Source organism: Streptomyces atriruber, from assembly GCF_001418325.1.
Taxonomy (GTDB): Bacteria; Actinomycetota; Actinomycetes; order Streptomycetales; family Streptomycetaceae; genus Streptomyces; species Streptomyces atriruber.
The window spans coordinates 1-23,764 of the sequence record NZ_LIPN01000044.1 but is presented as its reverse complement, the minus strand read 5'-3'; the positions used below and the strand labels follow the sequence as shown (position 1 = coordinate 23,764).

Sequence of the window (23,764 nt, the reverse complement as noted above, 5' to 3'; positions counted from 1 at the left end):
GACAACACCCGCCGCATGGTGCTCGGCAGCATGTCCCGCGAGACCGCCCTCTCCCGCCAGCGCGAGGCCGTCAACCTCGTCCAGCGGGGCGAACTCGAGTCGGCCGCACGGATGCTGGCGGCCGTCGTGCCGGTCTGCGTCGCCCGCCTCGGACCCGACCATCCGACCACGCTGACGAGCCAGTACTGGCAAGCTGTATGCCTGGCCAGGCTGGACGCGGGGCGAGAGGCCCTGGAGCTGCTTGCCCGGGTGAACAAGTACGTCGACCGGCGCAAAGGAGCGGCAAGTGACTGACGTCCGGGTGGAGCTGGCAGCGGCGGACCGGGACGCGGACGCCGAGGACGCCCTGCGGTCCCTGCAGCGCTGGCTGCACGAGGACGAGACGCTCGACGGCGCGGTGCGCGGCGAGTTCACCGCCTCGGCGGCGCCCGTCGAGGGCCACATGGGCGCGGGCGGCTTCGACATCCTCCAACTCGCCCTCGGCAGCGGCCTGTCCACCGCGGCGCTGGCCGTCTCCGTCTTCCAGTGGCAGCTCGCCAGGAAGCGCGCACCCGCGGTCGTCCTCAGCCGGGGCGAACTGCGCGTGGAAGTGACCCCCGAAGGCGCCCGTGACACCGAGACGCTGCGGCGCGTCATGGAGCTCCTGGACCAGCGGCCGGCCGTCACGGCCCCGGAAGGGGAGCGCGATGGCGGCGCTGCCTGACCCGGGCCTGTCGCGCGCCGTCCTGCTCGGCACGGCCTCCTACCGGCACCTTCCCCAGCTCACCGCGGTCGAGACGAACCTGGTGGACCTGGCGGGCGAGCTGTGCGACGCCACCGTCTGGGGCCTGCCCGTGCAGCACTGCGCCGTCGTCGCCGACCCGCAGAGCGCGCCCGCCATGCTCGACCCCGTCCACCGCGCGGGTGACGAGGCCACGGACACCCTGCTCGTGTACTACGCCGGGCACGGCATGCGCGACGCGGAGTCCGCCGACCTGTACCTGGCCCTGGGGGAGTCCCGGGAGAGCATGGGCTACACCGCCGTCGCCTACCAGCACCTGCGCGCCGCCCTGCGCGCCTCCCGGGCCCGGCGCAAGATCGTCATCCTGGACTGCTGCTTCAGCGGCCGGGCCGCGCGCTCCCTGGGCGACGACGTCCTCGCCGCACAGGCTGCCGTCGACGGCGCGTACGTCCTCACGGCCTCCCCGCGCGACCGCGTCGCGCTCGCCCCGGACGGCGAGCGGCACACCGCCTTCACCGGGGAACTCCTGAGCATCCTGCGCGAGGGCGTACCGGACGGCCCCGAACTCATCGACCTGGAGACGCTCTACCGCGTCCTCGACGAGCGGCTGCGCGCCAAGAACCGCCCCCTGCCGCAACGCTCGCAGGAGAACGGGGTCGGCAGGCTGCCCCTGGCCCGCAACCGCGCCCGGTCCGCGCGCAGCGCCCCGGCCGGACCCGTCCTGCAGGCCGACGTGCGCGCCGCGATGGTCGCCACCGGCCTCAACCTCGCCCGGCTCCTGCGCGCGGAGGGCACCGTGAAGGACGCGCTGCCCGTGCTGCGCCTGGCGCTGGAGGAGCAGACCGCCGACACCTCCGGCGAACTGCTCGCCGTACAACTGGAGCTGTCCGAACTGCTCGCCGAGACCGGGCAGAACAAGGAAGCCATCGAGATCCTGGAGTCCGCCTTCCAGCGCGTCCACAAGATGTACGGGCCCGAGGCCGTGCTCGTCTGCCGCCGCCTGGCCGAACTGCTCCAGGAGTCCGGCAACCACATCGAGGCGTGCGAGGTCCTCAAGCACGCCCTGGACATCGCCGAGTTCGACCACACCGCCACCCGGTAGCGGACACGCAACGGCCCGGACCGCACGCAAGCGGTCCGGGCCGTCACACAGCCACGAGGACGATCAGCCGCCGAACTCGTGCAGCCCCTTCAGCGCCTGGTCGAGCAGCGCCTGGCGGCCGTCGAGCTCCCGCTGCAGCTTGTCGGCCTTCGAGGTGTTGCCCGCCGCGCGAGCGGTCTCGATCTGACCCCGGAGCTTGTCCACGGCGGCCTGCAGCTGACCGGTGAGACCCTCCGCACGCGCGCGTGCCTCCGGGTTCGTCCGGCGCCACTCGGCCTCCTCGGACTCCTGCAGCGCCCGCTCCACGGCGTGCATCCGGCCCTCGACCTTCGGGCGGGCGTCACGCGGGACGTGCCCGATGGCCTCCCAGCGCTCGTTGATGGAGCGGAACGCGGCACGGGCCGTCTTGAGATCCGTCACCGGGACGAGCTTCTCCGCCTCGCCGGCCAGCTCCTCCTTCAGCTTCAGGTTCTCGCCCTGCTCGGCGTCGCGCTCCGCGAAGACCGCGCTGCGCGCCGCGAAGAACACGTCCTGGGCGCCGCGGAAGCGGTTCCACAGGTCGTCCTCGTGCTCGCGCTGGGCGCGGCCCGCGGCCTTCCAGTCGGCCATCAGCTCGCGGTACCGCGCGGCCGTCGGACCCCAGTCCGTCGAGTTCGACAGCGCCTCGGCCTCGCCGACCAGCTTCTCCTTGGCCTTGCGGGCCTCCTCGCGCTGCGCGTCGAGCGACGCGAAGTGCGCCTTGCGGCGCTTGGAGAACGCCGAGCGGGCGTGCGAGAAGCGGTGCCACAACTCGTCGTCCGACTTCCGGTCGAGCCGCGGCAGCCCCTTCCAGGTGTCCACCAGGGCCCGCAGCCGCTCGCCGGCCGCCCGCCACTGCTCGCTCTGGGCCAGCTCCTCGGCCTCGACGACCAGGGCCTCCTTGGCGTGCCGTGCCTCGTCGGACTGCTTGGCCTTCTGGACCTTGCGCTCCTCGCGGCGCGCCTCGACGCTCGCCACGAGCTTGTCGAGCCGCTTGCTCAGGGCGTCCAGATCGCCGACGGCGTGCGCCTCGTCCACCTGCTGGCGCAGGTGGTCGATGGCCGTCATGGCGTCCTTGGCCGACAGGTCGGTGGTTTTCACCCGGCGCTCGAGAAGTCCGATCTCGACGACCAGACCGTCGTACTTGCGCTCGAAGTAAGCGAGGGCCTCGTCCGGAGATCCTGCCTGCCACGAACCGACCACTCGCTCGCCGCCGTCGGCCGTACGCACGTACACGGTCCCCGTCTCGTCGACGCGGCCCCACGGGTCGCTGCTCACAGCGCCTCCTCCACATGATGCCTGCGCAGGGCCTCGGGGCCCCCGGCATCGTCCACAGTTTCGTCTCCGCCAACATAGGCGACCGGCGGGGCGGCTGTCCGCATCCCGCGCGACCGAAGTTTGCCTGCCCGCGGTCAGGATTTGGTGACGGTCGCCTTGTCGATGACGACGGTCGCGTTCGGGGCGCCGTCGCCCTGCCCGCTGCTCTCGCCCGCGGCGGCGATCTTCTTCAGAACCTTCATCCCCGAATCGGAAATGGTCCCGAACGGTGTGTAGTCGGGCGGCAGCTGACTGTCCTGGTAGACGAGGAAGAACTGGCTGCCGCCGGTGTTCCTGCCCTGCTTCGCCTTGGCGTTGTACTGGTTCGCCATCGCGACCGTGCCCGCCGGATAGACGTTCCCCTTCAGGCGCTTGTCCTTGAGGTTCTCGTCCGGGATCTTGTAGCCGGGCGTCCCCTTCCCGTTGGCCTTCGGGTCGCCGCACTGCAGGACGTAGATGCCGCCCGTGGTCAGACGGTGGCACTTGGTGTGGTCGAGGTAGCCCTTGTTGAGCAGGAAGTTGAAGGAGTTGACCGTGTGCGGTGCCTTCGCCGCGTCCAGGTCGAGGGCGATGTCGCCGCACGTCGTCTTCAAGTCCATCGTGTAGTCGGCGGACTTGTCGATGGTGAGCGCGGGCTCCTTCTCGAAGCTCAGCGGCTTCACCTTGCCGGGCGCCGCCTTCTCGCACGGATCCTTCGGGGCGCTGCTGGGCCGGGCGCTCGCGTCGTCCTTGGTGTCGTCCCCGTCGAAGGCTCCCGCCGCGTACGACACGGCGCCGCCCGCCACGACCACCGCGAGGGCGCCCGCGATCACCGCGTTGCGGGCCCGGGCCCTGCGCCGCGCGGCTTCCCGCCGCTCCTGCTGGCGGGCCATCTTCTCCCGGGCGAGCTGCTTGCGCCGCTGTTCCTGGCTGACCACCGGCTTTTCTCCCCTTCTCCCGCGCATGTCTGGGCATGCGCCGCGTAGTGCCCCGTACCGTATATGGGTTACCTGTGGAATCGGCAGCGCCGGTAGGCTCTGATCTGCCGCGTTCTCCCGCCGGGGGCCGCGGTCACCCGCCGCCGGACGACGAACGAAGGACGATCGTGCTCATTGCCGGGTTCCCCGCCGGGGCCTGGGGCACCAACTGCTACCTGGTCGCCCCCGCCGCAGGCGAGGAGTGCGTGATCATCGACCCGGGCCACCAGGCCGCCCAGGGAGTCGAGGACGCACTCGAGAAGCATCGGCTCAAGCCCGTCGCGGTCATCCTCACGCACGGCCACATCGACCATGTCGCCTCGGTCGTCCCGGTCTGCGGAGCGCACGACGTACCGGCCTGGATCCACCCCTCCGACCGGTACATGATGAGCGACCCCGAGAAAGCGCTCGGCCGCTCCATCGGGATGCCGCTCATGGGCGAGCTGACGGTGGGGGAGCCCGACGACATGCGGGAGCTGACCGACGGCGCGGACCTGAAGCTGGCGGGCCTCGACTTCTCCGTCGCGCACGCCCCGGGCCATACGAAGGGGTCGGTGACGTTCCGGATGCCCGAGACCGAGGAGATCCCCTCGGTCTTCTTCTCGGGCGATCTGCTCTTCGCCGGCTCCATCGGACGCACCGACCTGCCCGGCGGCAGCCACACCGAGATCCTCGAATCGCTGGGCCGCGTGTGCCTGCCGCTCGACGACTCGACCGTGGTGCTGTCCGGCCACGGCCCCCAGACATCCATCGGCCAGGAGCGCGCCACCAACCCGTATCTGCGGCAGGTGGCCTCAGCCCGTCAAGGCCACAGGGCGGACCACACGTCCGCCCCGCGACGAGGAATGTGACGAGAGAAATTCCGTGAGCACCTTCAAGGCCCCCAAGGGCACGTACGACCTGCTTCCGCCGGATTCCGCGAAGTTCCTGGCGGTGCGCGAGGCGATCTCGACGCCCCTGCGCAACTCCGGATACGGCTACGTCGAGACGCCCGGCTTCGAGAACGTCGAGCTGTTCGCGCGCGGTGTCGGTGAGTCCACCGACATCGTCACCAAGGAGATGTACGCCTTCACCACCAAGGGCGGCGACGAGCTCGCCCTGCGCCCCGAAGGCACCGCCTCCGTGCTGCGCGCGGCCCTGGAGGGCAACCTCCACAAGGCGGGCAACCTCCCCGTCAAGCTCTGGTACTCGGGCTCCTACTACCGGTACGAGCGCCCCCAGAAGGGCCGCTACAGGCACTTCTCCCAGGTCGGCGCCGAGGCGATCGGCGCCGAGGACCCGGCGCTCGACGCCGAGCTGATCATCCTGGCCGACCAGGCCTACCGCGCCCTCGGCCTGCGGAACTTCCGCATCCTGCTGAACTCGCTCGGCGACAAGGAGTGCCGCCCCGTCTACCGCGCCGCGCTGCAGGAGTTCCTGCGCGGCCTGGACCTGGACGAGGAGACACGTCGACGCATCGACATCAACCCGCTGCGGGTCCTCGACGACAAGCGGGCCGACGTCCAGAAGCAGCTGGTGGGCGCCCCCTCGCTGCGCGACTACCTGTGCGACGCCTGCAAGGCGTACCACGAGCAGGTCCGCGAGCTGATCACGGCGGCGGGCGTCGCCTTCGAGGACGACGAGAAGCTCGTCCGCGGTCTGGACTACTACACCCGCACCACCTTCGAGTTCGTCCACGACGGCCTCGGCTCGCAGTCCGCGGTCGGCGGCGGCGGTCGCTACGACGGCCTGTCCGAGATGATCGGCGGCCCCTCGCTGCCGTCGGTCGGCTGGGCGCTCGGCGTGGACCGCACGGTGCTCGCCCTGGAGGCGGAGGGCGTCGAGCTCGAACTCCCCGCGGCCACGAGCGTGTTCGCGGTACCGCTCGGCGACGAGGCGCGCCGCGTCCTCTTCGCCAAGGTGGCCGAGCTGCGCAGGGCCGGGATCGCGGCGGACTTCTCGTACGGCGGGAAGGGCCTCAAGGGCGCGATGAAGAACGCCAACCGCTCGGGCGCGCGCTTCACCGTCGTCGCCGGTGAGCGCGACCTCGCCGAGGGCGTCGTCCAGCTCAAGGACATGGAGTCCGGTGAGCAGAGCGCCGTCGCGGTCGACGAGGTCGTCGCGGTGCTCACGGCGAAGCTGGCGTAGCGGCAGCGAGGCGCTCTTCCACGCGGGGTCCGGAAACGGACCCCGCGATGTCGTTTCCGGGACGGACACACAGGCACGTACGGCACAATGTCCCTGCCCGCGGCCACCACAAGCGACGGAACGGCGTGATGAGCAAAACGATGTCAGCGAAGGACGGCGCCCTGGACGACCAGGAGCGCACGTCCGCTCTCCGGTCCGTCGGCGGCAGCCGCGCGCTCGCCCTGCTCCTGGTGATCACCGGCGCGGGCGGGCTGCTCGCCTCCTGGGTCATCACCATCGACAAGTTCGAGCTCCTGAAGGACCCGAACTTCCAGCCGGGCTGCAGCATCAACCCCGTCGTCGCCTGCGGCAGCATCATGAAGAGCGAGCAGGCCGAGGCGTTCGGCTTCCCGAACCCGATGCTGGGCCTGGTCGCCTACGGCATCGTGATCTGCGTCGGCATGAGCCTCCTCGCGGGGGCCCGCTTCCCCCGCTGGTACTGGCTCACGTTCAACGCGGGCATGCTCTTCGGCGTCGGCTTCTGCACCTGGCTGATGATCCAGTCGCTCTACCACATCAACGCGCTCTGCCTGTGGTGCACGCTCGCCTGGGTCATGACGCTCGTGATGTTCTGGTACGTCACCTCGTCCAACATCCGCGCCGGGTTCCTGCCCGCGCCCGCCTCGGTCCGGAGCTTCCTCGCTGACTTCACCTGGGCGCTGCCGGTGATGCACACCGGCGTCATCGCGATGCTGATCCTCACCCGCTGGGGCGCCGATCTCTGGGCCTGACCGGCGCCCGGAAGGATTGTCAGTGGGGTGACATAGGGTTCTCGACGTGGAGCCCGATCTGTTCACCGCCGCAGCCGAAGACCGCCAGGAGAAGGACCCGTCCAGCAGCCCGCTGGCCGTCCGGATGCGCCCCCGCACCCTCGACGAGGTCGTCGGCCAGCAGCATCTGCTGAAGCCGGGATCGCCCCTGCGCCGCCTGGTCGGCGAGGGCGGCGGAGGTCCCGCGGGACCCTCCTCGGTGTTCCTGTGGGGCCCGCCCGGCATCGGCAAGACCACCCTTGCGTATGTGGTCTCCAAGGCCACGAACAAGCGCTTCGTCGAGCTCTCCGCGATCACCGCGGGAGTGAAGGAAGTGCGCGCGGTGATCGACGGCGCCCGCCGGGCGATGGGCGGCCACGGCAAGGAGACCGTCCTCTTCCTCGACGAGATCCACCGCTTCAGCAAGGCGCAGCAGGACTCCCTGCTGCCCGCCGTGGAGAACCGCTGGGTCACGCTGATCGCGGCGACCACCGAGAATCCGTACTTCTCGATCATCTCCCCACTGCTGTCCCGCTCCCTGCTGCTCACCCTCGAACCGCTCACCGACGACGACCTGCGCGGTCTGCTGCGCCGGGCGCTCATCGACGAGCGGGGCCTGGCCGGCGCGGTCGAGCTGCCCGAGGAGGCGGAGGAGCACCTGCTGCGCATCGCCGGGGGCGACGCCCGGCGTGCGCTCACCGCCCTGGAGGCGGGCGCGGGCTCGGCGCTCGCCAAGGGCGAAGAGGCGATCACCCTCCAGACCCTGGAAGAGTCGGTCGACCGGGCCGCCGTGAAGTACGACCGCGACGGCGACCAGCACTACGACGTGGCGAGCGCCCTCATCAAGTCCATCCGCGGCTCGGACGTGGACGCGGCCCTGCACTATCTGGCGCGCATGATCGAGGCGGGCGAGGACCCCCGCTTCATCGCCCGGCGCCTGATGATCTCCGCCAGCGAGGACATCGGCCTCGCCGATCCGACCGCACTGCCCACCGCGGTCGCGGCCGCCCAGGCCGTCGCCATGATCGGCTTCCCGGAGGCCGCGCTCACCCTCAGCCACGCCACGATCGCCCTGGCCCTGGCCCCGAAGTCGAACGCCGCGACGCTCGCGATCCAGCAGGCCCAGGCCGACGTCCGCGGCGGCCTCGCGGGCCCCGTCCCGCCCCACCTGCGCGACGGCCACTACAAGGGCGCGGCCAAGCTCGGCCACGCCCAGGGCTATGTGTATCCGCACGACGTCCCGGGCGGCATCGCCACCCAGCAGTACGCACCGGACACGATCGAGGGCAAGCGGTACTACCAGCCCACGCGGTACGGCGCCGAGGCGCGGTACGCCGGCGTGGTCGAGCGGGTCCGCGCCCGCCTCAAGGGCGAGCAGCCCGAGGCGTAGGCCCGCCGCCCGACGGGCGGGCCCCGTCCCGTCGGCCTACGCTCGGCGGCATGCGCACGGCGGCCGGACCAGCGGTGGGGGCGCTCATCGCGCTGGCCGCCGTCGCTGCGGCCTGCACCCCGCCGCAGCTGCAGCGCGCCGACGCCCGCCGCTCGACGCCGCCGCCGACCGCCACGAGCGCGCTCACGACTCCCGGGTTTCCGCCCGCCCCGGACCGGGCCCGCGACCAGCTCGCCCGCCTCACCGTGGCGTGGGGCAAGAACTGGCAGACGTACAAGCGCTCCGAGTTCGGTGCGGGCTGGTCGGACGAGACCGATGCCCCCGGCGGGCGCAACGGTTGCGACACCCGCGACGACGTCCTGCGCCGCGACCTGAAGGACCTGCGCGAGGACGCCCGCAATCCCTGTGTCGTGGTCTCCGGCACGTTGCACGATCCCTACACCGGTCGGGAGCTGCCGTACTCCTACCGCCGCGCCTCCCGGATCCAGACCGACCACGTCGTCGCGCTCGGCGCCGCCTGGCGGGCCGGTGCCTGGGCCTGGACCCCGGACCGGCGCCTCGCCTACGCCAATGACCTGGACGTCCTGCTCGCCGCGGACAAGGACACCAACTACGCGAAGAGCAGCTGGACCCCCGACAAGTGGAAGCCGCCCCGCAGGGAATACTGGTGCGAGTACGGGCGGCGCTGGACCGGCATCAAGGCCAAGTACGGGCTGACGGTCACCGCCCCCGAGAAGCGGGCCCTCCAGGAGCTCCTCGCCACCTGCGGCTGAGGCACCCCGCCGCACCCGGTACACTTGCCCGAAGTGCTGCGTCCCGTGTCCGGTCTCGTACCGGCACCACCAGAACGGGACATCCAGCCGGAACCCCGCCGCCGCAAGGCGAGGGGATCCAGGAGCGTCGCGCACCGTTGAAGGTGTCGCGGGCAGCCCACCACCACCCGGAGCTCCGGGAACCGGTCGGTGGGCCACTCGCGTGCTGCACATTGTGCCCAGACCAGGGAGCGGCTGCCTCACGGCCCCACGGCTTTCGAGCCCACGGCCCACGAGGTTTCCCAGGCTGCGGATGCGACCTCCCCTAACCCTGGTGAAGCCGATTTCACAGAGAACAGAGAGGTTGGTTCATGCCGAACCAGTCCCGCCCCAAGGTCAAGAAGTCGCGTGCCCTCGGCATCGCGCTGACCCCGAAGGCCGTCAAGTACTTCGAGGCCCGTCCCTACCCGCCGGGCGAGCACGGCCGTGGGCGCAAGCAGAACTCGGACTACAAGGTCCGTCTGCTCGAGAAGCAGCGTCTGCGCGCGCAGTACGACCTCTCCGAGCGCCAGCTCGTCCGTGCCTACGAGCGTGCGTCCAAGACGCAGCTCAAGACCGGTGAGGCCCTGGTCATCGAGCTGGAGCGTCGTCTCGACGCCCTGGTTCTGCGTTCGGGCATCGCCCGCACGATCTACCAGGCCCGCCAGATGGTCGTGCACGGCCACATCGAGGTCAACGGCGGCAAGGTCGACAAGCCGTCGTACCGCGTCCGTCCCGACGACGTCGTGATGGTCCGCGAGCGCAGCCGCGAGAAGCCGCTGTTCCAGGTTGCGCGCGAGGGTGGTTTCGCCCCCGACGGTGAGACCCCGCGCTACCTCCAGGTGAACCTGAAGGCCCTGGCCTTCCGCCTGGACCGCGACCCGAACCGCAAGGAGATCCCCGTGATCTGCGACGAGCAGCTCGTCGTCGAGTACTACGCCCGCTGACCCGGACGTAGCTCACCCTGCTGCAGCCCGTCGCCTGCCCGCCCTTCCTGGCGGGGCAGGCGGCGGGTTCGGTCGTTTCCGGGGCCGCTGCCCAGTGCCCGGGCCACCGCCGCGTCCAGGCCGAGCCCCGCACCCGCCCGCAGGCACTCCTCGTACCGCTCGTCGCCGAGCGCCTCGCGGGCCTGCCGCTCGCACAGCACGTGCGGCCCGCCGAAGTGGACCGAGCCGAACAGCGGCAGCCCCACCGAGGGCCAGATGCCCGACGCGGCGCCCTGCAGCACCGCCGCCTCCGCGGGGTCGCCCTCCGATGCCGTGAACAGCGCGAGCAGCTCGATCGACAGGACCGTGCCGATCAGATCGTGGAAGCGGTGGTCCAGGCGCAGCGACTCGGCGAGCAGTTCGCGCGCCTTCCCCGTCTCGTCGCGGGTCCACGCCGCGAAACCGAGTACGTAGAGGGCGTACGCGAGGGCCCAGCGCTCGCCGTGGTCCTCACAGACCTGGCGGACCTCCTCGCAGAGCTCCACCGCGACGCCGAGCTCGCCGCGGAAGGCCAGCGCCATGGCGAGCTCGGTCTGCCCCATCAGGACGTTGCTGTTGAGCTCGCCGATCTCCCGGTACCGCTCCAGCGCCGAGCGCAGCAGCGTTTCCGCACGCGGGAGGTCGTCCGTGACCAGGGCCAGGCAGCCGATGCGGTGCTCCGCGTACGCCGCGGCCAGCGCGCTGCCCGTGCGCTCCGCGCCGTCACGGCACTCGTGCAGCGCGGCGAGCGCGGCCACGGCGTCGCCCTGCAGCACCGCCACGTACCCGAGCACCCACAGCGCCTTGAGCCGGGAGTCGTCGTGCCCGCCATCCAGCTCCAGGGCCCGGTCGAGCCAGTGCCTGCCCTCCGCGAGGCGGCCGCAGCCCGCCCAGTAGAACCAGAGGGTGCCGGCGAGGTACTGCCCCAGGTGGGCCTGGTCGCCCTCGGTCAGACAGAACTCCAACGCGGCGCGCAGATTGGGCAGTTCGGTGTCGACGAGGGCGGCGACCTCCGGCTGGCGCGGTGAGAACCAGTCCAGCTCGCACCAGGTGGCGAGCCCCATGTACCAGTCGCGGTGCCTGCGCTGCAGCCGCGTGCTCTCGCCCGCCGCCTCCAGCCAGTCGGCGCCGTAGGCCCTGACGGTGTCGAGCATGCGGTAGCGCACGCCCGACGGCCCCTCCTCGCGGTTCACGACGGACTGGGCGAGCAGCTCGTCCAGTACGTCGAGCACGTCGTCGGAGGGCAGTCCGTCCCCGGCGCAGATGTACTCGACGGCCTCCAGGTCGAACTGTCCGGCGAACACCGAGAGGCGCGACCAGAGCAGTCGCTCCCGCGGCGCGCACAGTTCGTGGCTCCAGCCGATGGCCGTCCGCAGCGTCTGGTGCCGCGGCAGCCCGTCGCGCCGGGCCCCCGTGAGCAGCCGGAACCGGTCGTCGAGCCGGGCGAGCAGCTGGGCGGGGGAGAGTGCCCGCAGCCGTCCCGCGGCGAGCTCCACGGCGAGCGGGATCCCGTCGAGGCGGCGGCACAGCTCCATGACGTCCGTGCGGTTGCCGTCGTCGAGCGCGAAGCCGGGCAGACCGGCCGCCGCCCGGTCCGTGAAGAGCGCGGCCGCGTCGGGACCCGGCATCGGTGCGAGCGGGAAGAGCCGCTCGCCCTCGGCCTCCAGTGGCCTGCGCCCGACCGCAAGCACCCGAAGGCCGGGGGAGTGCACGAGCAGATCGCGCACGAGCGAGGCGCAGGCGTCGACGAGGGGTTCGAAACCGTCGACGACGAGAAGCAGTTCCCGCTCCGCGAGGTGCCCGAGCAGCACCTGGCGCGGCGGCCTCTTCGTGTGGTCCGTCAGCCCGAGGGCCTCGGCGACCGCGTGTTCCAGGAGATGGGCGTCCCGCAGTGCCGTGAGATCCACCAGCCAAGCGCCGTCGCGCAGCCGGCTCCGCGCCGCCGCCCGCAGGGCGAGCCGCGACTTCCCGACCCCGCCGACCCCCGTCACCGTGACCAGCCGTCCCGCCTCCAAGGCCGTGGCGAGCTCGGCAAGTTCGGTGTCGCGCCCGACGAAGGCGTTCAGTTCCAGGGGGAGATTGCCGGACTGAGAAGGTCGCATGGGGTACGGAGCGTACTCATTCGTATGCGGTCCGTACAATCGGTTCGCGCAACTCCTGGAAGTGTGAAGGGGAATGCGGTACGGAGCGACGCCCCCGGCGCGATAGGGTCGGAGGACGACTTTTCGATGTTCAGGGACGAAGTTCAGGGACGAGATCCAGGGAGCGGTGCCAAGTGTCGGGTGGAGAGGTTGCCGGGGTCCTGGTGGCCGTCTTCTGGGCGATCCTGGTCTCCTTCCTCGCGGTGGCACTGGCGAGGCTGGCCCAGACGCTCAGGGCGACCACCAAGCTCGTCGCGGACGTGACCGAGCAGGCCGTTCCCCTGCTGGCCGACGCCTCCACCGCGGTGCGCTCCGCGCAGACGCAGATCGACCGTGTCGACGCCATCGCCTCCGACGTCCAGGAGGTCACCTCGAACGCCTCGGCGCTGTCCACGACGGTCGCGTCGACCTTCGGCGGCCCCCTGGTCAAGGTGGCCGCGTTCGGGTACGGCGTGCGCAGGGCCATCAGCCGCAAGGCCGCCCCCGAAGCAAAGGAAATGCCCGCCAAGCCGTCCCGTCGTACGGTGATCGTGGGTCGCACCGTCCCGTCCGCGCGGCGGACCAAGCGGGCCAACCGGAGTAAGAGGGACTGACGCAGCGATGTTCCGCCGTACGTTCTGGTTCACCGCGGGCGCAGCCGCCGGCGTATGGGCCACCACCAAGGTCAACCGCAAGCTCAAGCAGCTGACCCCCGAGAGCCTCGCCGCGCAGGCCGCGAACAAGGCGATCGAGACGGGCCACCGCCTGAAGGACTTCGCGCTCGACATCCGCGACGGCATGGCCGAGCGCGAGGTCGAACTGGGCGAAGCGCTGGGGCTGCAGCACCACCCCGACGCCGAACTGCCCGCGCCCCGCCGCTTCGCGGTCATCGAGAGCCACAGCAGCTACAAGAACGACATCAAGACGCAGTACAACGGGAATGAGGACCACTGATGGAGTCGGCTGAAATCCGCCGCCGCTGGCTGAGCTTCTTCGAGGAGCGCGGGCACACCGTCGTCCCTTCGGCGTCGCTCATCGCGGACGACCCGACTCTGCTGCTCGTCCCCGCAGGCATGGTGCCGTTCAAGCCCTACTTCCTGGGTGAGGTCAAGCCGCCCGCCCCGCGCGTCACCAGCGTGCAGAAGTGCGTGCGCACGCCCGACATCGAAGAGGTCGGCAAGACCACGCGCCACGGCACGTTCTTCCAGATGTGCGGCAACTTCTCCTTCGGTGACTACTTCAAGGAAGGCGCCATCACGCTTTCCTGGGAGCTGCTGACCAACTCGGTCGCCGACGGCGGCTTCGGCCTCGACCCCGAGCGCCTGTGGATCACGGTCTACCTCGACGACGACGAGGCCGAGCAGATCTGGCGCGAGAAGGTCGGCGTCCCGGCCGAGCGCATCCAGCGCCTGGGCAAGAAGGACAACTTCTGGTCCATGGGCGTGCCCGGCCCCTGCGGTCCGTGCTCCGAGATCAACTACGACCGCGGTCCCGAGTTCGGCGAAGAGGGCGGCCCCGCCGTCAACGACGAGCGCTACGTGGAGATCTGGAACCTGGTCTTCATGCAGTACGAGCGCGGCGCGGGCGACGGCAAGGAGGACTTCCCGATCCTCGGCGAGCTGCCGTCGAAGAACATCGACACGGGCCTCGGCCTCGAGCGTCTCGCGATGATCCTGCAGGGCGTACAGAACATGTACGAGACGGACACCCTGCGCGTCGTCATGGACAAGGCCACCGAGCTGACCGGCGTGCGGTACGGCGCCGAGCACGGCTCGGACGTCTCCCTGCGCGTCGTCGCCGACCACATCCGTACGTCGACGATGCTCATCGGCGACGGCGTCACGCCCGGCAACGAGGGCCGTGGGTACGTGCTGCGCCGCATCATGCGCCGCGCCATCCGCAACATGCGTCTGATGGGTGCCACCGGACCGGTCGTCAAGGACCTCGTCGACGTCGTGATCGACACGATGGGGCAGCAGTACCCCGAGCTCATCACCGACCGCAAGCGCATCGAGACCGTCGCTCTCGCCGAGGAGGCCGCCTTCCTCAAGGCGCTCAAGGGCGGCACGAACATCCTCGACACCGCCGTCACCGAGACCAAGGCCGCGGGCGGCCAGGTCCTCTCCGGCGACAAGGCGTTCCTGCTGCACGACACGTGGGGCTTCCCCATCGACCTCACCCTGGAGATGGCGGCCGAGCAGGGCCTCTCCGTGGACGAGGACGGCTTCCGCCGCCTGATGAAGGAGCAGCGCGACCGCGCCAAGGCCGACGCCAAGGCCAAGAAGACCGGCCACGCCGATCTGCACGCCTACCGCGAGATCGCCGATGCCTCCGGCGCCACCGACTTCACGGGCTACTCCCTCACGGAGAACGAGGCCCAGATCGTCGGCCTGCTGGTCAACGGCGTCTCCTCGCCCGCCGCCACCGAGGGCGACGAGGTCGAGATCGTCCTCGACCGCACCCCGTTCTACGCCGAGGGCGGTGGCCAGATCGGCGACACCGGCCGCATCCGCCTGGACAGCGGCGCCGTCGTCGAGATCCGTGACGTGCAGAAGCCGGTGCCCGGCGTGCACGTCCACAAGGGCGTTGTCCAGGTCGGCGAGATCACCGTCGGTGCCCCGGTCTGGGCATCGATCGACTCGCACCGCCGCCGCGCCATCGCCCGCGCCCACTCGGCCACGCACCTCACGCACCAGGCGCTGCGCGACGCGCTCGGCCCGACGGCCGCCCAGGCCGGTTCCGAGAACCAGCCCGGCCGCTTCCGCTTCGACTTCGGTTCGCCGTCCGCCGTGCCCACGACCGTGATGACGGACGTCGAGCAGCGGATCAACGACGTCCTCTCGCGCGAGCTGGACGTTCAGGCCGAGGTCATGTCGATCGACGACGCCAAGAAGTCCGGCGCCATCGCCGAGTTCGGCGAGAAGTACGGCGAGCGGGTGCGCGTCGTCACCATCGGCGACTTCTCCAAGGAGCTGTGCGGCGGAACGCACGTGCACAACACCGCCCAGCTGGGTCTGGTGAAGCTGCTCGGAGAGTCCTCCATCGGCTCCGGCGTGCGCCGCATCGAGGCGCTGGTCGGCGTCGACGCGTACAACTTCCTCGCCAAGGAGCACACGGTCGTCGCCCAGCTCCAGGAGCTGGTCAAGGGCCGTCCCGAGGAGCTGCCCGAGAAGGTCGCCGCGATGCTCGGCAAGCTGAAGGACGCCGAGAAGGAGATCGAGAAGTTCCGCGCGGAGAAGGTCCTCGCGGCCGCCGCCGGTCTCGTCGAGTCCGCCAAGGACGTACGGGGCGTCGCCCTGGTCACCGGTCAGGTGCCGGACGGCACGGGCGCCGACGACCTGCGCAAGCTGGTCCTCGACGTGCGGGGCCGCATCCAGGGCGACCGCCCGGCCGTCGTGGCGCTCTTCACCACGGCCAACGGCCGCCCGCTGACGGTCATCGCCACCAACGAGTCGGCGCGTGAGCGCGGCCTCAAGGCGGGCGACCTGGTGCGCACGGCCGCCAAGACTCTCGGTGGCGGTGGCGGCGGCAAGCCGGACGTCGCCCAGGGCGGCGGCCAGAACCCGGCCGCGATCGGTGACGCCATCGCCGCGGTCGAGCGCCTCGTCACCGAGACGGCCTGATGACCGAGTCGGCAGAAGGCATGCGCAGGGGCCGACGTCTGGCCATCGACGTCGGTGACGCCCGGATCGGGGTCGCCTCGTGCGACCCCGACGGGATCCTCGCCACTCCGGTGGAGACGGTGCCGGGGCGCGATGTCCCGGCGGCCCGGCGTCGCCTGAAGCAGCTCGCCGACGAGTACGAGCCGATCGAGATCGTCGTCGGCCTCCCTCGCTCCCTCAACGGGGGCGAGGGCCCGGCGGCCGCCAAGATCCGCGCGTTCACCCAGGAGCTCGCCCGCATGGTCGCCCCCATTTCGGTGAGGCTCGTGGACGAGAGGATGACCACAGTGACGGCCAGTCAGGGACTGCGCGCCTCCGGTGTGAAGTCCAAAAAGGGCAGGTCTGTCATTGATCAGGCCGCGGCTGTGATCATCCTTCAGCAGGCCCTGGAGTCCGAACGGGCGTCAGGCAAAGCTCCCGGCGAGGGCGTCGAAGTGGTCATCTGATCGCGATACGGTAACGTTCCGCGCGATGCGGCGGTGTTCGAACAGCTGCCGCACAGCATCAAGAGGCGGAACGGTTGCCCGGCCATCCCGACGGCGGCCCCGCCTCGCGGCATGTAGGGGATCGATGACTGAGTATGGCCGGGGCCCAGGCTCCGAACCGTGGCATCCGGAGGACCCGTTGTACGGGGACAGCGGATGGGGAGGACAGCAGCCCTCGGGCGGCACGTCCACCTACGGCGGCCAGGGGCAGTACCACCCGCAGCAGCCGCACCAGCATCAGCAGCCGCACCAGGCCCAGTACGGCGGGGAGTGGGGCACCGGCCAGCAGCAGGCTTACGGCCAGCAGCAGGGCTACGGTCAGCAGCAGTACGACGGCGCCGCCGCCTATGACTACAACTCGAACCCCGGCCAGGGTTACGAAGGAAACCCCGGCCAGGGGTACAACGGCGGCCCCGACCAGGGGCACAACGACGGTGGCTGGGACACCGGCGGGCACGGGCAGGTCCCGTACGGCAGCGATCCGATGGACCCCTACGGAAGCCAGCAGGCCGGGTACGGCCCGGAGGGCCACGACTACTACTCCACTCCTGATGCCTACGCGCCGCCGGAGCCGCCCGGCCGCCGTCGGCCCGCGCCGGCCGAGCCCGAGTCCGAGGCCGACTGGGATCCGGGGCCCGACCGGGGGGAGCACGCGTTCTTCGCGGGTGGCGAGGACGACGACTCCGACGATGACGACGAGCCCGGCCGCCGGGGCGGCCGGGGCGAGCGGCGCGGTGGGCGTGGCGGAAAGAAGCCCAAGAAGCGCCGCAGCGGCTGTGCCTGCCTGGTCGTGACGCTGGTCTTCGCGGGCGGCCTCGGCGGCGTCGGCTATTTCGGCTACCAGTTCTACCAGGATCGTTTCGGCACGGCGCCCGACTTCGCGGGCGAGGGCTCGGGCACGGCCGTCGTCGACATTCCCAAGGACTCCGGCGGCTACGCGATCGGGCAGAAGCTCAAGGACGCGGGCGTCGTCAAGAGCGTCGACGCATTCGTCTCCGCCCAGGGAAAGCATCCGGACGGGCAGTCCATTCAGGCCGGCGTCTATACGCTCAAGAAGCAGATGTCCGCCAAGAGCGCCGTCGAATTGATGCTCAACCCGAAGAGCCGCAGCAACCTGGTCGTTCCGCCGGGCACGCGGAATGTGACGGTCTACAAACAGATCGACCAGCGCCTCGAATTGAAGAAGGGCACCACCAAGAACATCGCCCGGAAGGAATGGAAGAGCCTCGGGCTCCCGGAGTGGGCGACGTCGAACATGAACAACGACGTCAAGGACCCGCTGGAAGGCTTCCTCCATCCCTCCAGCTACCCGGTCGCCAAGGGCAAGAAGCCCCAGGACGTTCTGAAGGACATGGTCGCCCAAGCGACCGCGAAGTACGACGAGTTGGACGTCAAGTCGCAGGCCAAGCGGCTGAACCTGGACAACCCGCTCCAGGTGGTCACGGTCGCCAGCCTCGTGCAGGCCGAAGGCAAGTTCAAGCACGACTTCGACAAGGTGGCCACGGTCGTCTACAACCGTCTCAAGCCGGGCAACACCGAGACGTACGGTCTGCTGGACTTCGACTCGACGGTCAATTACCTGAGGGGCGAGTCCAAACTCGCCACGGGCACGGTCGACGAACTCCGCAAGCTCAACGACCCGTACAACACGTACAAGATCAAGGGTCTTCCCCCCGGGCCGATCGGAAATCCGGGAGACGCGGCCATTGATTCCGCGCTCCATCCCGCCAAGGGGAATTGGTACTACTTCGTTTCCGTCAGCGAGGACAAGACGCTCTTCGCCGAGACGAACGAAGAACAGAACCGGAACCGCGAGAAATACCTGAAGGGGCAATGAGCGCGCAGAAGCGACGAGCCGCAGTCCTCGGCTCCCCGATCGCCCACTCCCTCTCCCCGGTGCTGCACCGCGCCGCGTACGAGGAACTGGGCCTGAGCGACTGGACGTACGACCGCTTCGAGATCGACGAGGCGGCGCTGCCCGAATTCATCGCGAAGGCCGGCCCCGAATGGGCCGGGCTCTCGCTGACCATGCCGTTGAAGCGGGCGATCATTCCGCTGCTCGACGAGGTCAGTGAGACCGCGGCGTCCGTCGAGGCGGTGAACACGGTCGTGTTCGGCGACGACGGACGGCGTGTCGGTGACAACACCGACATCCCGGGCATGGTCGCCGCGCTCCGCGAGCGGGGCATCGAGGAGGTCGAATCGGCCGCGATCCTCGGGGCGGGCGCCACCGCGTCGTCCGCGCTGGCCGCGCTCGCCCGGATCTGCACGGGCGAGGTCGTCGCGTACGTCCGCAGCGACGCCCGCGCCGCCGAGATGCGCGAGTGGGGCCAGCGGCTCGACGTGCAGGTCAGGACCGAGCCCTGGGAGGACGCGGCGGAGGCACTGCGGGCGCCCCTGGTGATCGCCACGACGCCCGCGGGCACCACGGACGCCCTGTCGGCCACCGTGCCCGAGCGCCCCGCCACCCTGTTCGACGTGCTGTACAACCCGTGGCCCACCGCTCTCGCGGCGCGTTGGTCGGCGTACGGAGGGGCCGTCGTCAGCGGTCTCGACCTGCTCGTGCACCAGGCGGTGCTGCAGGTCGAGCAGATGACGGGCCGCGCCCCCGCGCCGCTCGGCGCCATGCGCAAGGCCGGGGAGCACGCGCTGGCCGAACGGTAAATCCCTGGTCGCGCCCCGGTCGAGGCGGGACCGAGGGACGTCCGTCAGATGGACCGGACGCCGGGTTCCCCCTCGGGACGTGGGAGGATCGGGGGTGGCGGGCCAGGGCCGCGCACCCGGCCGCGCCGTCGAAGACAGCAGTTCGAGGCGCGAGCATGAGGAGCACCGTTGAGCAGGTTGCGTTGGCTGACCGCGGGGGAGTCGCACGGACCCGCGCTTGTCGCGACGTTGGAGGGTCTTCCCGCCGGCGTGCCGATCACGACGGAGATGGTGGCGGATCATCTGGCGCGGCGGCGGTTGGGGTATGGCCGTGGGGCGCGGATGAAGTTCGAGCGTGATGAGGTCACGTTCTTGGGCGGGGTCCGGCATGGGTTGAGCATGGGGTCGCCGGTTGCGGTGATGGTGGGTAATACGGAGTGGCCCAAGTGGGAGCAGGTGATGGCGGCGGATCCGGTGGATCCGGCGGTGTTGGCGGATCTGGCGCGTAATGCGCCGTTGACGCGGCCGCGGCCGGGTCATGCGGATCTGGCGGGGATGCAGAAGTACGGGTTCGATGAGGCGCGGCCGGTGCTGGAGCGGGCTTCGGCGCGGGAGACCGCGGCGCGGGTGGCGTTGGGTGCGGTGGCGCGTTCGTTCCTGAAGGAGACGGCCGGGATCGAGGTCGTGTCGCACGTCACGGAGTTGGCGGCGGCGAGGGCGCCGTATGGGGTGTACCCGACGCCTGCGGATGTTGAGCGGTTGGATGCGGATCCGGTGCGGTGTCTGGATGCGGATGCGTCGAAGGCGATGGTCGCGGAGATCGATCAGGCGCACAAGGACGGGGACACGCTGGGTGGTGTCGTCGAGGTGTTGGCGTATGGGGTGCCGGTCGGGCTGGGTTCGCATGTGCATTGGGACCGGCGGTTGGATGCGCGGCTTGCGGCGGCGTTGATGGGGATTCAGGCGATCAAGGGGGTCGAGGTCGGGGACGGCTTCGATCTGGCGCGGGTGCCGGGTTCGCGGGCGCATGATGAGATCGTGGCCGGGGAGGGTGGGATCCGGCGTGCTTCGGGCCGTTCGGGTGGTACGGAGGGTGGTTTGAGCACGGGTGAGTTGTTGCGGGTGCGGGCGGCGATGAAGCCGATCGCGACGGTGCCGCGGGCTTTGGCGACGGTGGATGTGGTCTCGGGTGAGGCGACCAAGGCGCATCATCAGCGTTCGGATGTGTGTGCGGTGCCGGCGGCCGGGATCGTCGCGGAGGCGATGGTGGCGTTGGTGCTGGCGGATGCGGTGGTGGAGAAGTTCGGCGGGGACAGTGTTCCCGAGACGCGCCGCAACGTGCAGTCCTACCTCGACAACCTGCAGATCCGGTGACGGTGACCGAGCGGCGGGCCGGGCGGCAGACCGGCCCCGCTCGGGACACCGGTCCTGGAGACGGCAGGTGGAGGCGGTCACCGCACGCGTGAGAACCCCGCGTGCGGTGAGCACCTCCATCAGTGGCTCCGTCGCGCTCTACCCTGCTCTCTCCCGCTGAGCAGGCCGAACGTCCCGCGAAGCCGTTCCCGCAGTGTGTCCGTCGCCGTTCCTACCGGTGCCGGACGGCGCTGATCAGGCGGCTTCCTCGCGCTGCCGGTCCAGGAGGTGGCGCAGGACGAGCCACTCCCGTATCTCCCACGAATGCCCCGACGAGCAGTGGATGCTGCCCTTGGCCGCGGCGCCGGAACTCTGCGGCGAGGCGTTGATCGTGCCCGGGCAACTGTCCACCACACACCGTCTGGTGAGCGGATCGTGATCGCCCCGGTCGGGGTCGATGATGCGGAGCAGTTCGACGTGGAGCCCCTGGATCTCGGCCGCGAAGTCCTCGGCCGGAGGCTGGGCCGTGAGCCACTCCAAATGGCGCAGGAGGAAGCAGGTCAGGTGGGGGACGGAACGGCTCGGGACCGTGGTCTCGAGTTCCTCCGCGACGTAACCCGCCCACGACTCCAGAATGGCGACGATGTTGCTCCGGGCGTCCAGTGCGGAGACGTTCAGATGGTCCCGCCTGCGGCTCCCGGACACCTTGGTCGGATTACGTCGCCGGGACGTGGCCATGACGTGGTGCAGGCCCTCCTGATGGAGGCCCGGCAGCGCGCGCAGCGTGCGCTCCAGCTTTCCGACGCAGGCGCCGCAGAGCAACGGTTCCGTGGCGTCACGTATCTCCGTTCTGTGGTCCCGCGAGCATGAGTGAATCTCCATAAGGTGTCTCCTTGTTGTGGCTGGGCGGCCCGGCAGGACCGCCCCGGTCAGATGGTTCCGCTGCCGATGTCGTGCCGCACGCGGAACGTGACGAACTCGGCCGGCCGCACGGCGGCCAGGCCGACATCGAGATTCACGCGGCCCCGCGCCACGTCCTCGGCAGTGTTGTTGGTGTCGTCGCAGGTGACTTCGAACGCCTCGGCCGCGGACTCGCCGGGCAGCACCCCCTGTCGCCACAGCCCCTTGAGGAACGTCGTGGTGGACTGACGTATCAGAGCCCTCAGTTGGGCCGTGTTCGTGTCGAAGGCCGCCCAGCGGGTGCCCTGTTCGAGAGAGGCGCGGGTGTAGTTCACCAGGCGCCGCACTCCGAGGGACGCCCAGTCGGGGTCGGTCGACAGGGTCTGCGCGCCGAGCGCCCGGACGCCCTGGCCCTGGACGAACCGCAGGCAGTTCACCCCCAGGCCCGTGACCGACTCCCGTTCGCGCTCGGTGAGTTCACGCTCCTGCTTGACCACTCCCACCAGCGATCCCACCGGCGTCGTGTGCACGCCCTGCTCGGTGTCGGCGCGGCAGCACATCCCCGACACGTGTCCCGAAGGCGGCACCAGACGTTCGTGCCCGCCGACCTCCGTCACCGTGACCCACGGATAGTGGACGGCGACGAACTGGGCGTCCGGCTCCGCCAGCCCGAACGGCCTGCTCCGCACGTCGGCGGGGGCGAGACCCTGCCGGGTGTGCAGCAGCGCGACCCGGTGCCCCACGCGGCTGCAGTGCCCGGCGATCGCCTGCGCGATGCCGTCGGCCTCCTCCGCCACCCGCCACAGATCCGGAGCCACCACGAGGCTGATCTCCGGCAGGCGTTCCAGCCGGGCGAGCGCGGCCCGATAGGCGGCGACACGGTCCCTGTCCCCGTGGTCGCGCCTCCCTTCCTCCCCTGTTCCGAGAACCCATGCCCCGCCACCTCCGTTGCGGAAGTGGCCGAGCACGGCGTCGTGGACGAAGGACGGCGCCTCCCCTTCGGCCGGGCGCGGCGAGAACGCCTCGATGAACTCCAGCGGGTGCCGGACGAAGGCGGGCTTGCCCGGCAGGCTGGGGGCGTCACCGATGAACGCCGCCACCGAGGTGTGCACGCCGTGGATGAAGGGCGCACCGTGGCCCGCCCCCCGCACGACGTCCGGTTCCCGGAAGGGTTCCCGGAGGTCGATGTCCGGGCCGAGCCGCCCGGACGTGGTCGCTGTGCGCGGTTGATTCGGCTGCTGTTGTGGCATGCAGACTCCTCGGTCACGACGGGAGGGCAGATCCGCGACCGGGCCGGTGCGGACGGTGCGGCCGGACTTCAGCCTGCCGGAGTGAGCACCAGAGCGGAGGTTTCCATGGGCAGTTGGACACAGCGCTCGATGGACAGCCCGGAGCGTGCCGACAGATCGCGGTACTCGCCGATGGAACGCTGATGGCCGCCGTTGACGATCATCAGATGGAGGTCCCACAGCGGGGCCAGCAGTCCGTCCTTGCCGTCCTGGACGACCATTTCGATGATCAGGAGCCGGGAGTGCGGCGCCATGGCCTCGCGTATGGAACGCAGGAGGCGTATGCAGTCGTCCTCCTGCCAGTCGCCCAGCACCCGGGACAGGAGATAGGTGTCGGCCTCCCGCGGGACCGGGGTGGTGAACATGTCCCCGGCGACGAGCTCGGTCCGGTCGGTTCCCACGGTCTGTTCCAGGTGAGCCCGGGCGATGGGGATGTTGTGTTCCAGGTCGATCAGCGTGCCGCGGGCCTTGGGCGCGGCGCCGAGGACGGTGGCCAGCAGCTGGCCGCTGCCGCCCGCGATGTCGACGACGTGCCGGTCGGAGCTGAAGTCGATGAGCTGGGGGACGGCGTCGAAGGAGAAGTTCTTCGCCTGGGCCTGCATGGCCCGCTGGAAGCGCTGCGCGGCATCGGGGTCCTCGCCCAGATAGCCGAGGAGGGAGCGGCCGTACGCCTTTTCGAAGCCGGTCCCGCCCGTGCGGAACGTCTCGATCGAGTTCCCCCAGGCCTGGTAGAACTCCTCGCCGTAGAGCAGGGACACATCGCGCAGCGAGCCCGGCCTGTCGCGCAGCAGGTCGCCGATGTCGGTGTTGCGGTAGCCGTCGTTCTCGTCGCCGTCCACCACGCCCAGACGCAGGAGCAGGCGCAGCAGGCGCCGGACGGCGTCCTGGTCCGCGTCGGCGGCCTTGGCGAGCTCGGCCGGGCCGGTGTGCCCGGCCGCGATCAGATCGGGCAGACCCAGCTTGGACGCCGCGTAGACGGCCTGGGTGTGCCAGGCGGCGGTGATGAGGTCGATGGTTGCGCGGGCTGCCGGTCGGGGGGTGCTCTCCGTGCTCATGGCCTGTCTCTCCTCGATCGGATGTAGGGAGTGGGCGCGGCTCGCGCCCGGTGCGCCTGGAGGCTCCTGGGTCAGGAGGGGA

General features: G+C 70.5%; 20 protein-coding genes and 2 pseudogenes. 16 read left to right on the top strand and 6 right to left on the bottom strand.

The window, feature by feature from the left end:
* From AOK03_RS05410 to AOK03_RS05400, 3 genes and pseudogenes are all read left to right on the top strand, one after another.
* Positions 1–294 (top strand): annotated as a pseudogene (locus AOK03_RS05410) (hypothetical protein); the annotation flags it as partial.
* Positions 287–703 (top strand): effector-associated constant component EACC1, encoded by a 417-nt coding sequence (locus AOK03_RS05405; RefSeq protein ID WP_055564004.1) that lies wholly within the window; start codon positions 287–289, stop codon positions 701–703. The pseudogene AOK03_RS05410 and the gene AOK03_RS05405, both read left to right, overlap by 8 nt.
* Positions 687–1,823 carry a caspase, EACC1-associated type gene (locus AOK03_RS05400; protein WP_055564003.1) on the top strand — a complete coding sequence of 379 codons (1,137 nt, stop codon included), beginning with the start codon at positions 687–689 and terminating at the stop codon, positions 1,821–1,823. The genes AOK03_RS05405 and AOK03_RS05400 overlap by 17 nt, the downstream gene beginning before the upstream one ends.
* A gap of 63 nt (positions 1,824–1,886) precedes the next feature.
* Here the strand turns inward: AOK03_RS05400 and AOK03_RS05395 are convergent, their stop codons facing one another.
* Together AOK03_RS05395 and AOK03_RS05390 are read right to left on the bottom strand one after the other, a co-directional pair.
* Positions 1,887–3,119: a DUF349 domain-containing protein gene (locus AOK03_RS05395; protein WP_055564002.1), complete on the bottom strand. Its 1,233-nt coding sequence runs from the start codon at positions 3,117–3,119 to the stop codon at positions 1,887–1,889.
* Between the two features lie 134 nt (positions 3,120–3,253).
* Positions 3,254–4,075, bottom strand: a complete 822-nt coding sequence (locus AOK03_RS05390; RefSeq protein WP_055564001.1) for a peptidylprolyl isomerase — start codon at positions 4,073–4,075, stop codon at positions 3,254–3,256.
* 167 nt (positions 4,076–4,242) lie between these two features.
* Between AOK03_RS05390 and AOK03_RS05385 the strand changes: the two genes are divergently transcribed.
* From AOK03_RS05385 to rpsD, 6 genes are all read left to right on the top strand, one after another.
* Positions 4,243–4,965, top strand: coding sequence for an MBL fold metallo-hydrolase (locus AOK03_RS05385; protein ID WP_055564000.1), 723 nt, complete (start codon positions 4,243–4,245; stop codon positions 4,963–4,965).
* Between the two features lie 13 nt (positions 4,966–4,978).
* On the top strand, positions 4,979–6,241 hold the full coding sequence (gene hisS / locus AOK03_RS05380) for a histidine--tRNA ligase (RefSeq protein ID WP_055563999.1): 1,263 nt from the start codon (positions 4,979–4,981) through the stop codon (positions 6,239–6,241).
* A gap of 128 nt (positions 6,242–6,369) precedes the next feature.
* Entirely contained in the window at positions 6,370–7,011 is a 642-nt protein-coding gene (locus AOK03_RS05375) for a vitamin K epoxide reductase family protein (protein WP_055563998.1), read from the top strand.
* Between the two features lie 46 nt (positions 7,012–7,057).
* Positions 7,058–8,419, top strand: a complete 1,362-nt coding sequence (locus AOK03_RS05370) for a replication-associated recombination protein A (RefSeq protein ID WP_055563997.1) — start codon at positions 7,058–7,060, stop codon at positions 8,417–8,419.
* Between the two features lie 50 nt (positions 8,420–8,469).
* On the top strand, positions 8,470–9,192 hold the full coding sequence (locus AOK03_RS05365; protein ID WP_055563996.1) for an HNH endonuclease family protein: 723 nt from the start codon (positions 8,470–8,472) through the stop codon (positions 9,190–9,192).
* Positions 9,193–9,542: 350 nt separating this feature from the next.
* Positions 9,543–10,157, top strand: coding sequence for a 30S ribosomal protein S4 (gene rpsD / locus AOK03_RS05360; protein ID WP_055563995.1), 615 nt, complete (start codon positions 9,543–9,545; stop codon positions 10,155–10,157).
* Positions 10,158–10,182: 25 nt separating this feature from the next.
* On the opposite strand, the pseudogene AOK03_RS05355 reads toward rpsD, so the two are convergent.
* Positions 10,183–12,277, bottom strand: a pseudogene (locus AOK03_RS05355) (ATP-binding protein); the annotation flags it as partial.
* Positions 12,278–12,450: 173 nt separating this feature from the next.
* On the opposite strand from AOK03_RS05355, the gene AOK03_RS05350 reads away from it, so the two are divergent.
* The 7 genes from AOK03_RS05350 (at position 12,451) to aroC (ending at position 20,459) form a co-directional block, all read left to right on the top strand.
* Positions 12,451–12,909, top strand: coding sequence for a DUF948 domain-containing protein (locus AOK03_RS05350; RefSeq protein WP_055563994.1), 459 nt, complete (start codon positions 12,451–12,453; stop codon positions 12,907–12,909).
* Positions 12,910–12,916: 7 nt separating this feature from the next.
* Positions 12,917–13,249, top strand: a complete 333-nt coding sequence (locus AOK03_RS05345; protein ID WP_055563993.1) for a DUF6167 family protein — start codon at positions 12,917–12,919, stop codon at positions 13,247–13,249.
* Positions 13,249–15,918, top strand: a complete 2,670-nt coding sequence (gene alaS / locus AOK03_RS05340) for an alanine--tRNA ligase (RefSeq protein WP_055563992.1) — start codon at positions 13,249–13,251, stop codon at positions 15,916–15,918. The genes AOK03_RS05345 and alaS overlap by 1 nt, the downstream gene beginning before the upstream one ends.
* Positions 15,918–16,403 carry a Holliday junction resolvase RuvX gene (gene ruvX, locus AOK03_RS05335; protein WP_055563991.1) on the top strand — a complete coding sequence of 162 codons (486 nt, stop codon included), beginning with the start codon at positions 15,918–15,920 and terminating at the stop codon, positions 16,401–16,403. Before alaS ends, ruvX begins: the two co-directional genes overlap by 1 nt.
* A 124-nt stretch (positions 16,404–16,527) precedes the next feature.
* A complete protein-coding gene (gene mltG, locus AOK03_RS05330) occupies positions 16,528–18,279 on the top strand; it encodes an endolytic transglycosylase MltG (RefSeq protein ID WP_055563990.1) in 1,752 nt (583 codons plus the stop codon).
* Positions 18,276–19,106 (top strand): shikimate dehydrogenase, encoded by an 831-nt coding sequence (locus AOK03_RS05325; protein ID WP_055563989.1) that lies wholly within the window; start codon positions 18,276–18,278, stop codon positions 19,104–19,106. The genes mltG and AOK03_RS05325 overlap by 4 nt, the downstream gene beginning before the upstream one ends.
* A 168-nt stretch (positions 19,107–19,274) precedes the next feature.
* Complete coding sequence (gene aroC / locus AOK03_RS05320; protein WP_055563988.1) at positions 19,275–20,459, top strand: chorismate synthase; 1,185 nt, start codon at positions 19,275–19,277, stop codon at positions 20,457–20,459.
* Between the two features lie 234 nt (positions 20,460–20,693).
* Here the strand turns inward: aroC and AOK03_RS05315 are convergent, their stop codons facing one another.
* The 3 genes from AOK03_RS05315 to AOK03_RS05305 form a co-directional block, all read right to left on the bottom strand.
* Positions 20,694–21,320: a hypothetical protein gene (locus AOK03_RS05315; RefSeq protein WP_055563987.1), complete on the bottom strand. Its 627-nt coding sequence runs from the start codon at positions 21,318–21,320 to the stop codon at positions 20,694–20,696.
* 47 nt (positions 21,321–21,367) lie between these two features.
* Positions 21,368–22,588 carry a phage tail sheath family protein gene (locus tag AOK03_RS05310; protein WP_055563986.1) on the bottom strand — a complete coding sequence of 407 codons (1,221 nt, stop codon included), beginning with the start codon at positions 22,586–22,588 and terminating at the stop codon, positions 21,368–21,370.
* A gap of 68 nt (positions 22,589–22,656) precedes the next feature.
* A complete protein-coding gene (locus AOK03_RS05305) occupies positions 22,657–23,682 on the bottom strand; it encodes a methyltransferase (protein WP_055563985.1) in 1,026 nt (341 codons plus the stop codon).
* Between the last annotated feature and the right edge of the window lie 82 nt (positions 23,683–23,764).

What these genes read in the sequence shown, in the direction of transcription:
- AOK03_RS05400 (WP_055564003.1), top strand. Translation starts at nt 687, where the DNA reads ATGGCGGCGCTGCCTGACCCGGGCCTGTCGCGCGCCGTCCTGCTCGGC.
- AOK03_RS05375 (WP_055563998.1), top strand. Translation starts at nt 6,370, where the DNA reads ATGAGCAAAACGATGTCAGCGAAGGACGGCGCCCTGGACGACCAGGAG.
- AOK03_RS05365 (WP_055563996.1), top strand. Translation starts at nt 8,470, where the DNA reads ATGCGCACGGCGGCCGGACCAGCGGTGGGGGCGCTCATCGCGCTGGCC.
- rpsD (WP_055563995.1), top strand. Translation starts at nt 9,543, where the DNA reads ATGCCGAACCAGTCCCGCCCCAAGGTCAAGAAGTCGCGTGCCCTCGGC.
- AOK03_RS05345 (WP_055563993.1), top strand. Translation starts at nt 12,917, where the DNA reads ATGTTCCGCCGTACGTTCTGGTTCACCGCGGGCGCAGCCGCCGGCGTA.
- alaS (WP_055563992.1), top strand. Translation starts at nt 13,249, where the DNA reads ATGGAGTCGGCTGAAATCCGCCGCCGCTGGCTGAGCTTCTTCGAGGAG.
- ruvX (WP_055563991.1), top strand. Translation starts at nt 15,918, where the DNA reads ATGACCGAGTCGGCAGAAGGCATGCGCAGGGGCCGACGTCTGGCCATC.
- mltG (WP_055563990.1), top strand. Translation starts at nt 16,528, where the DNA reads ATGACTGAGTATGGCCGGGGCCCAGGCTCCGAACCGTGGCATCCGGAG.
- AOK03_RS05325 (WP_055563989.1), top strand. Translation starts at nt 18,276, where the DNA reads ATGAGCGCGCAGAAGCGACGAGCCGCAGTCCTCGGCTCCCCGATCGCC.
- AOK03_RS05315 (WP_055563987.1), bottom strand. Translation starts at nt 21,320, where the DNA reads ATGGAGATTCACTCATGCTCGCGGGACCACAGAACGGAGATACGTGAC.
- AOK03_RS05310 (WP_055563986.1), bottom strand. Translation starts at nt 22,588, where the DNA reads ATGCCACAACAGCAGCCGAATCAACCGCGCACAGCGACCACGTCCGGG.
- AOK03_RS05305 (WP_055563985.1), bottom strand. Translation starts at nt 23,682, where the DNA reads ATGAGCACGGAGAGCACCCCCCGACCGGCAGCCCGCGCAACCATCGAC.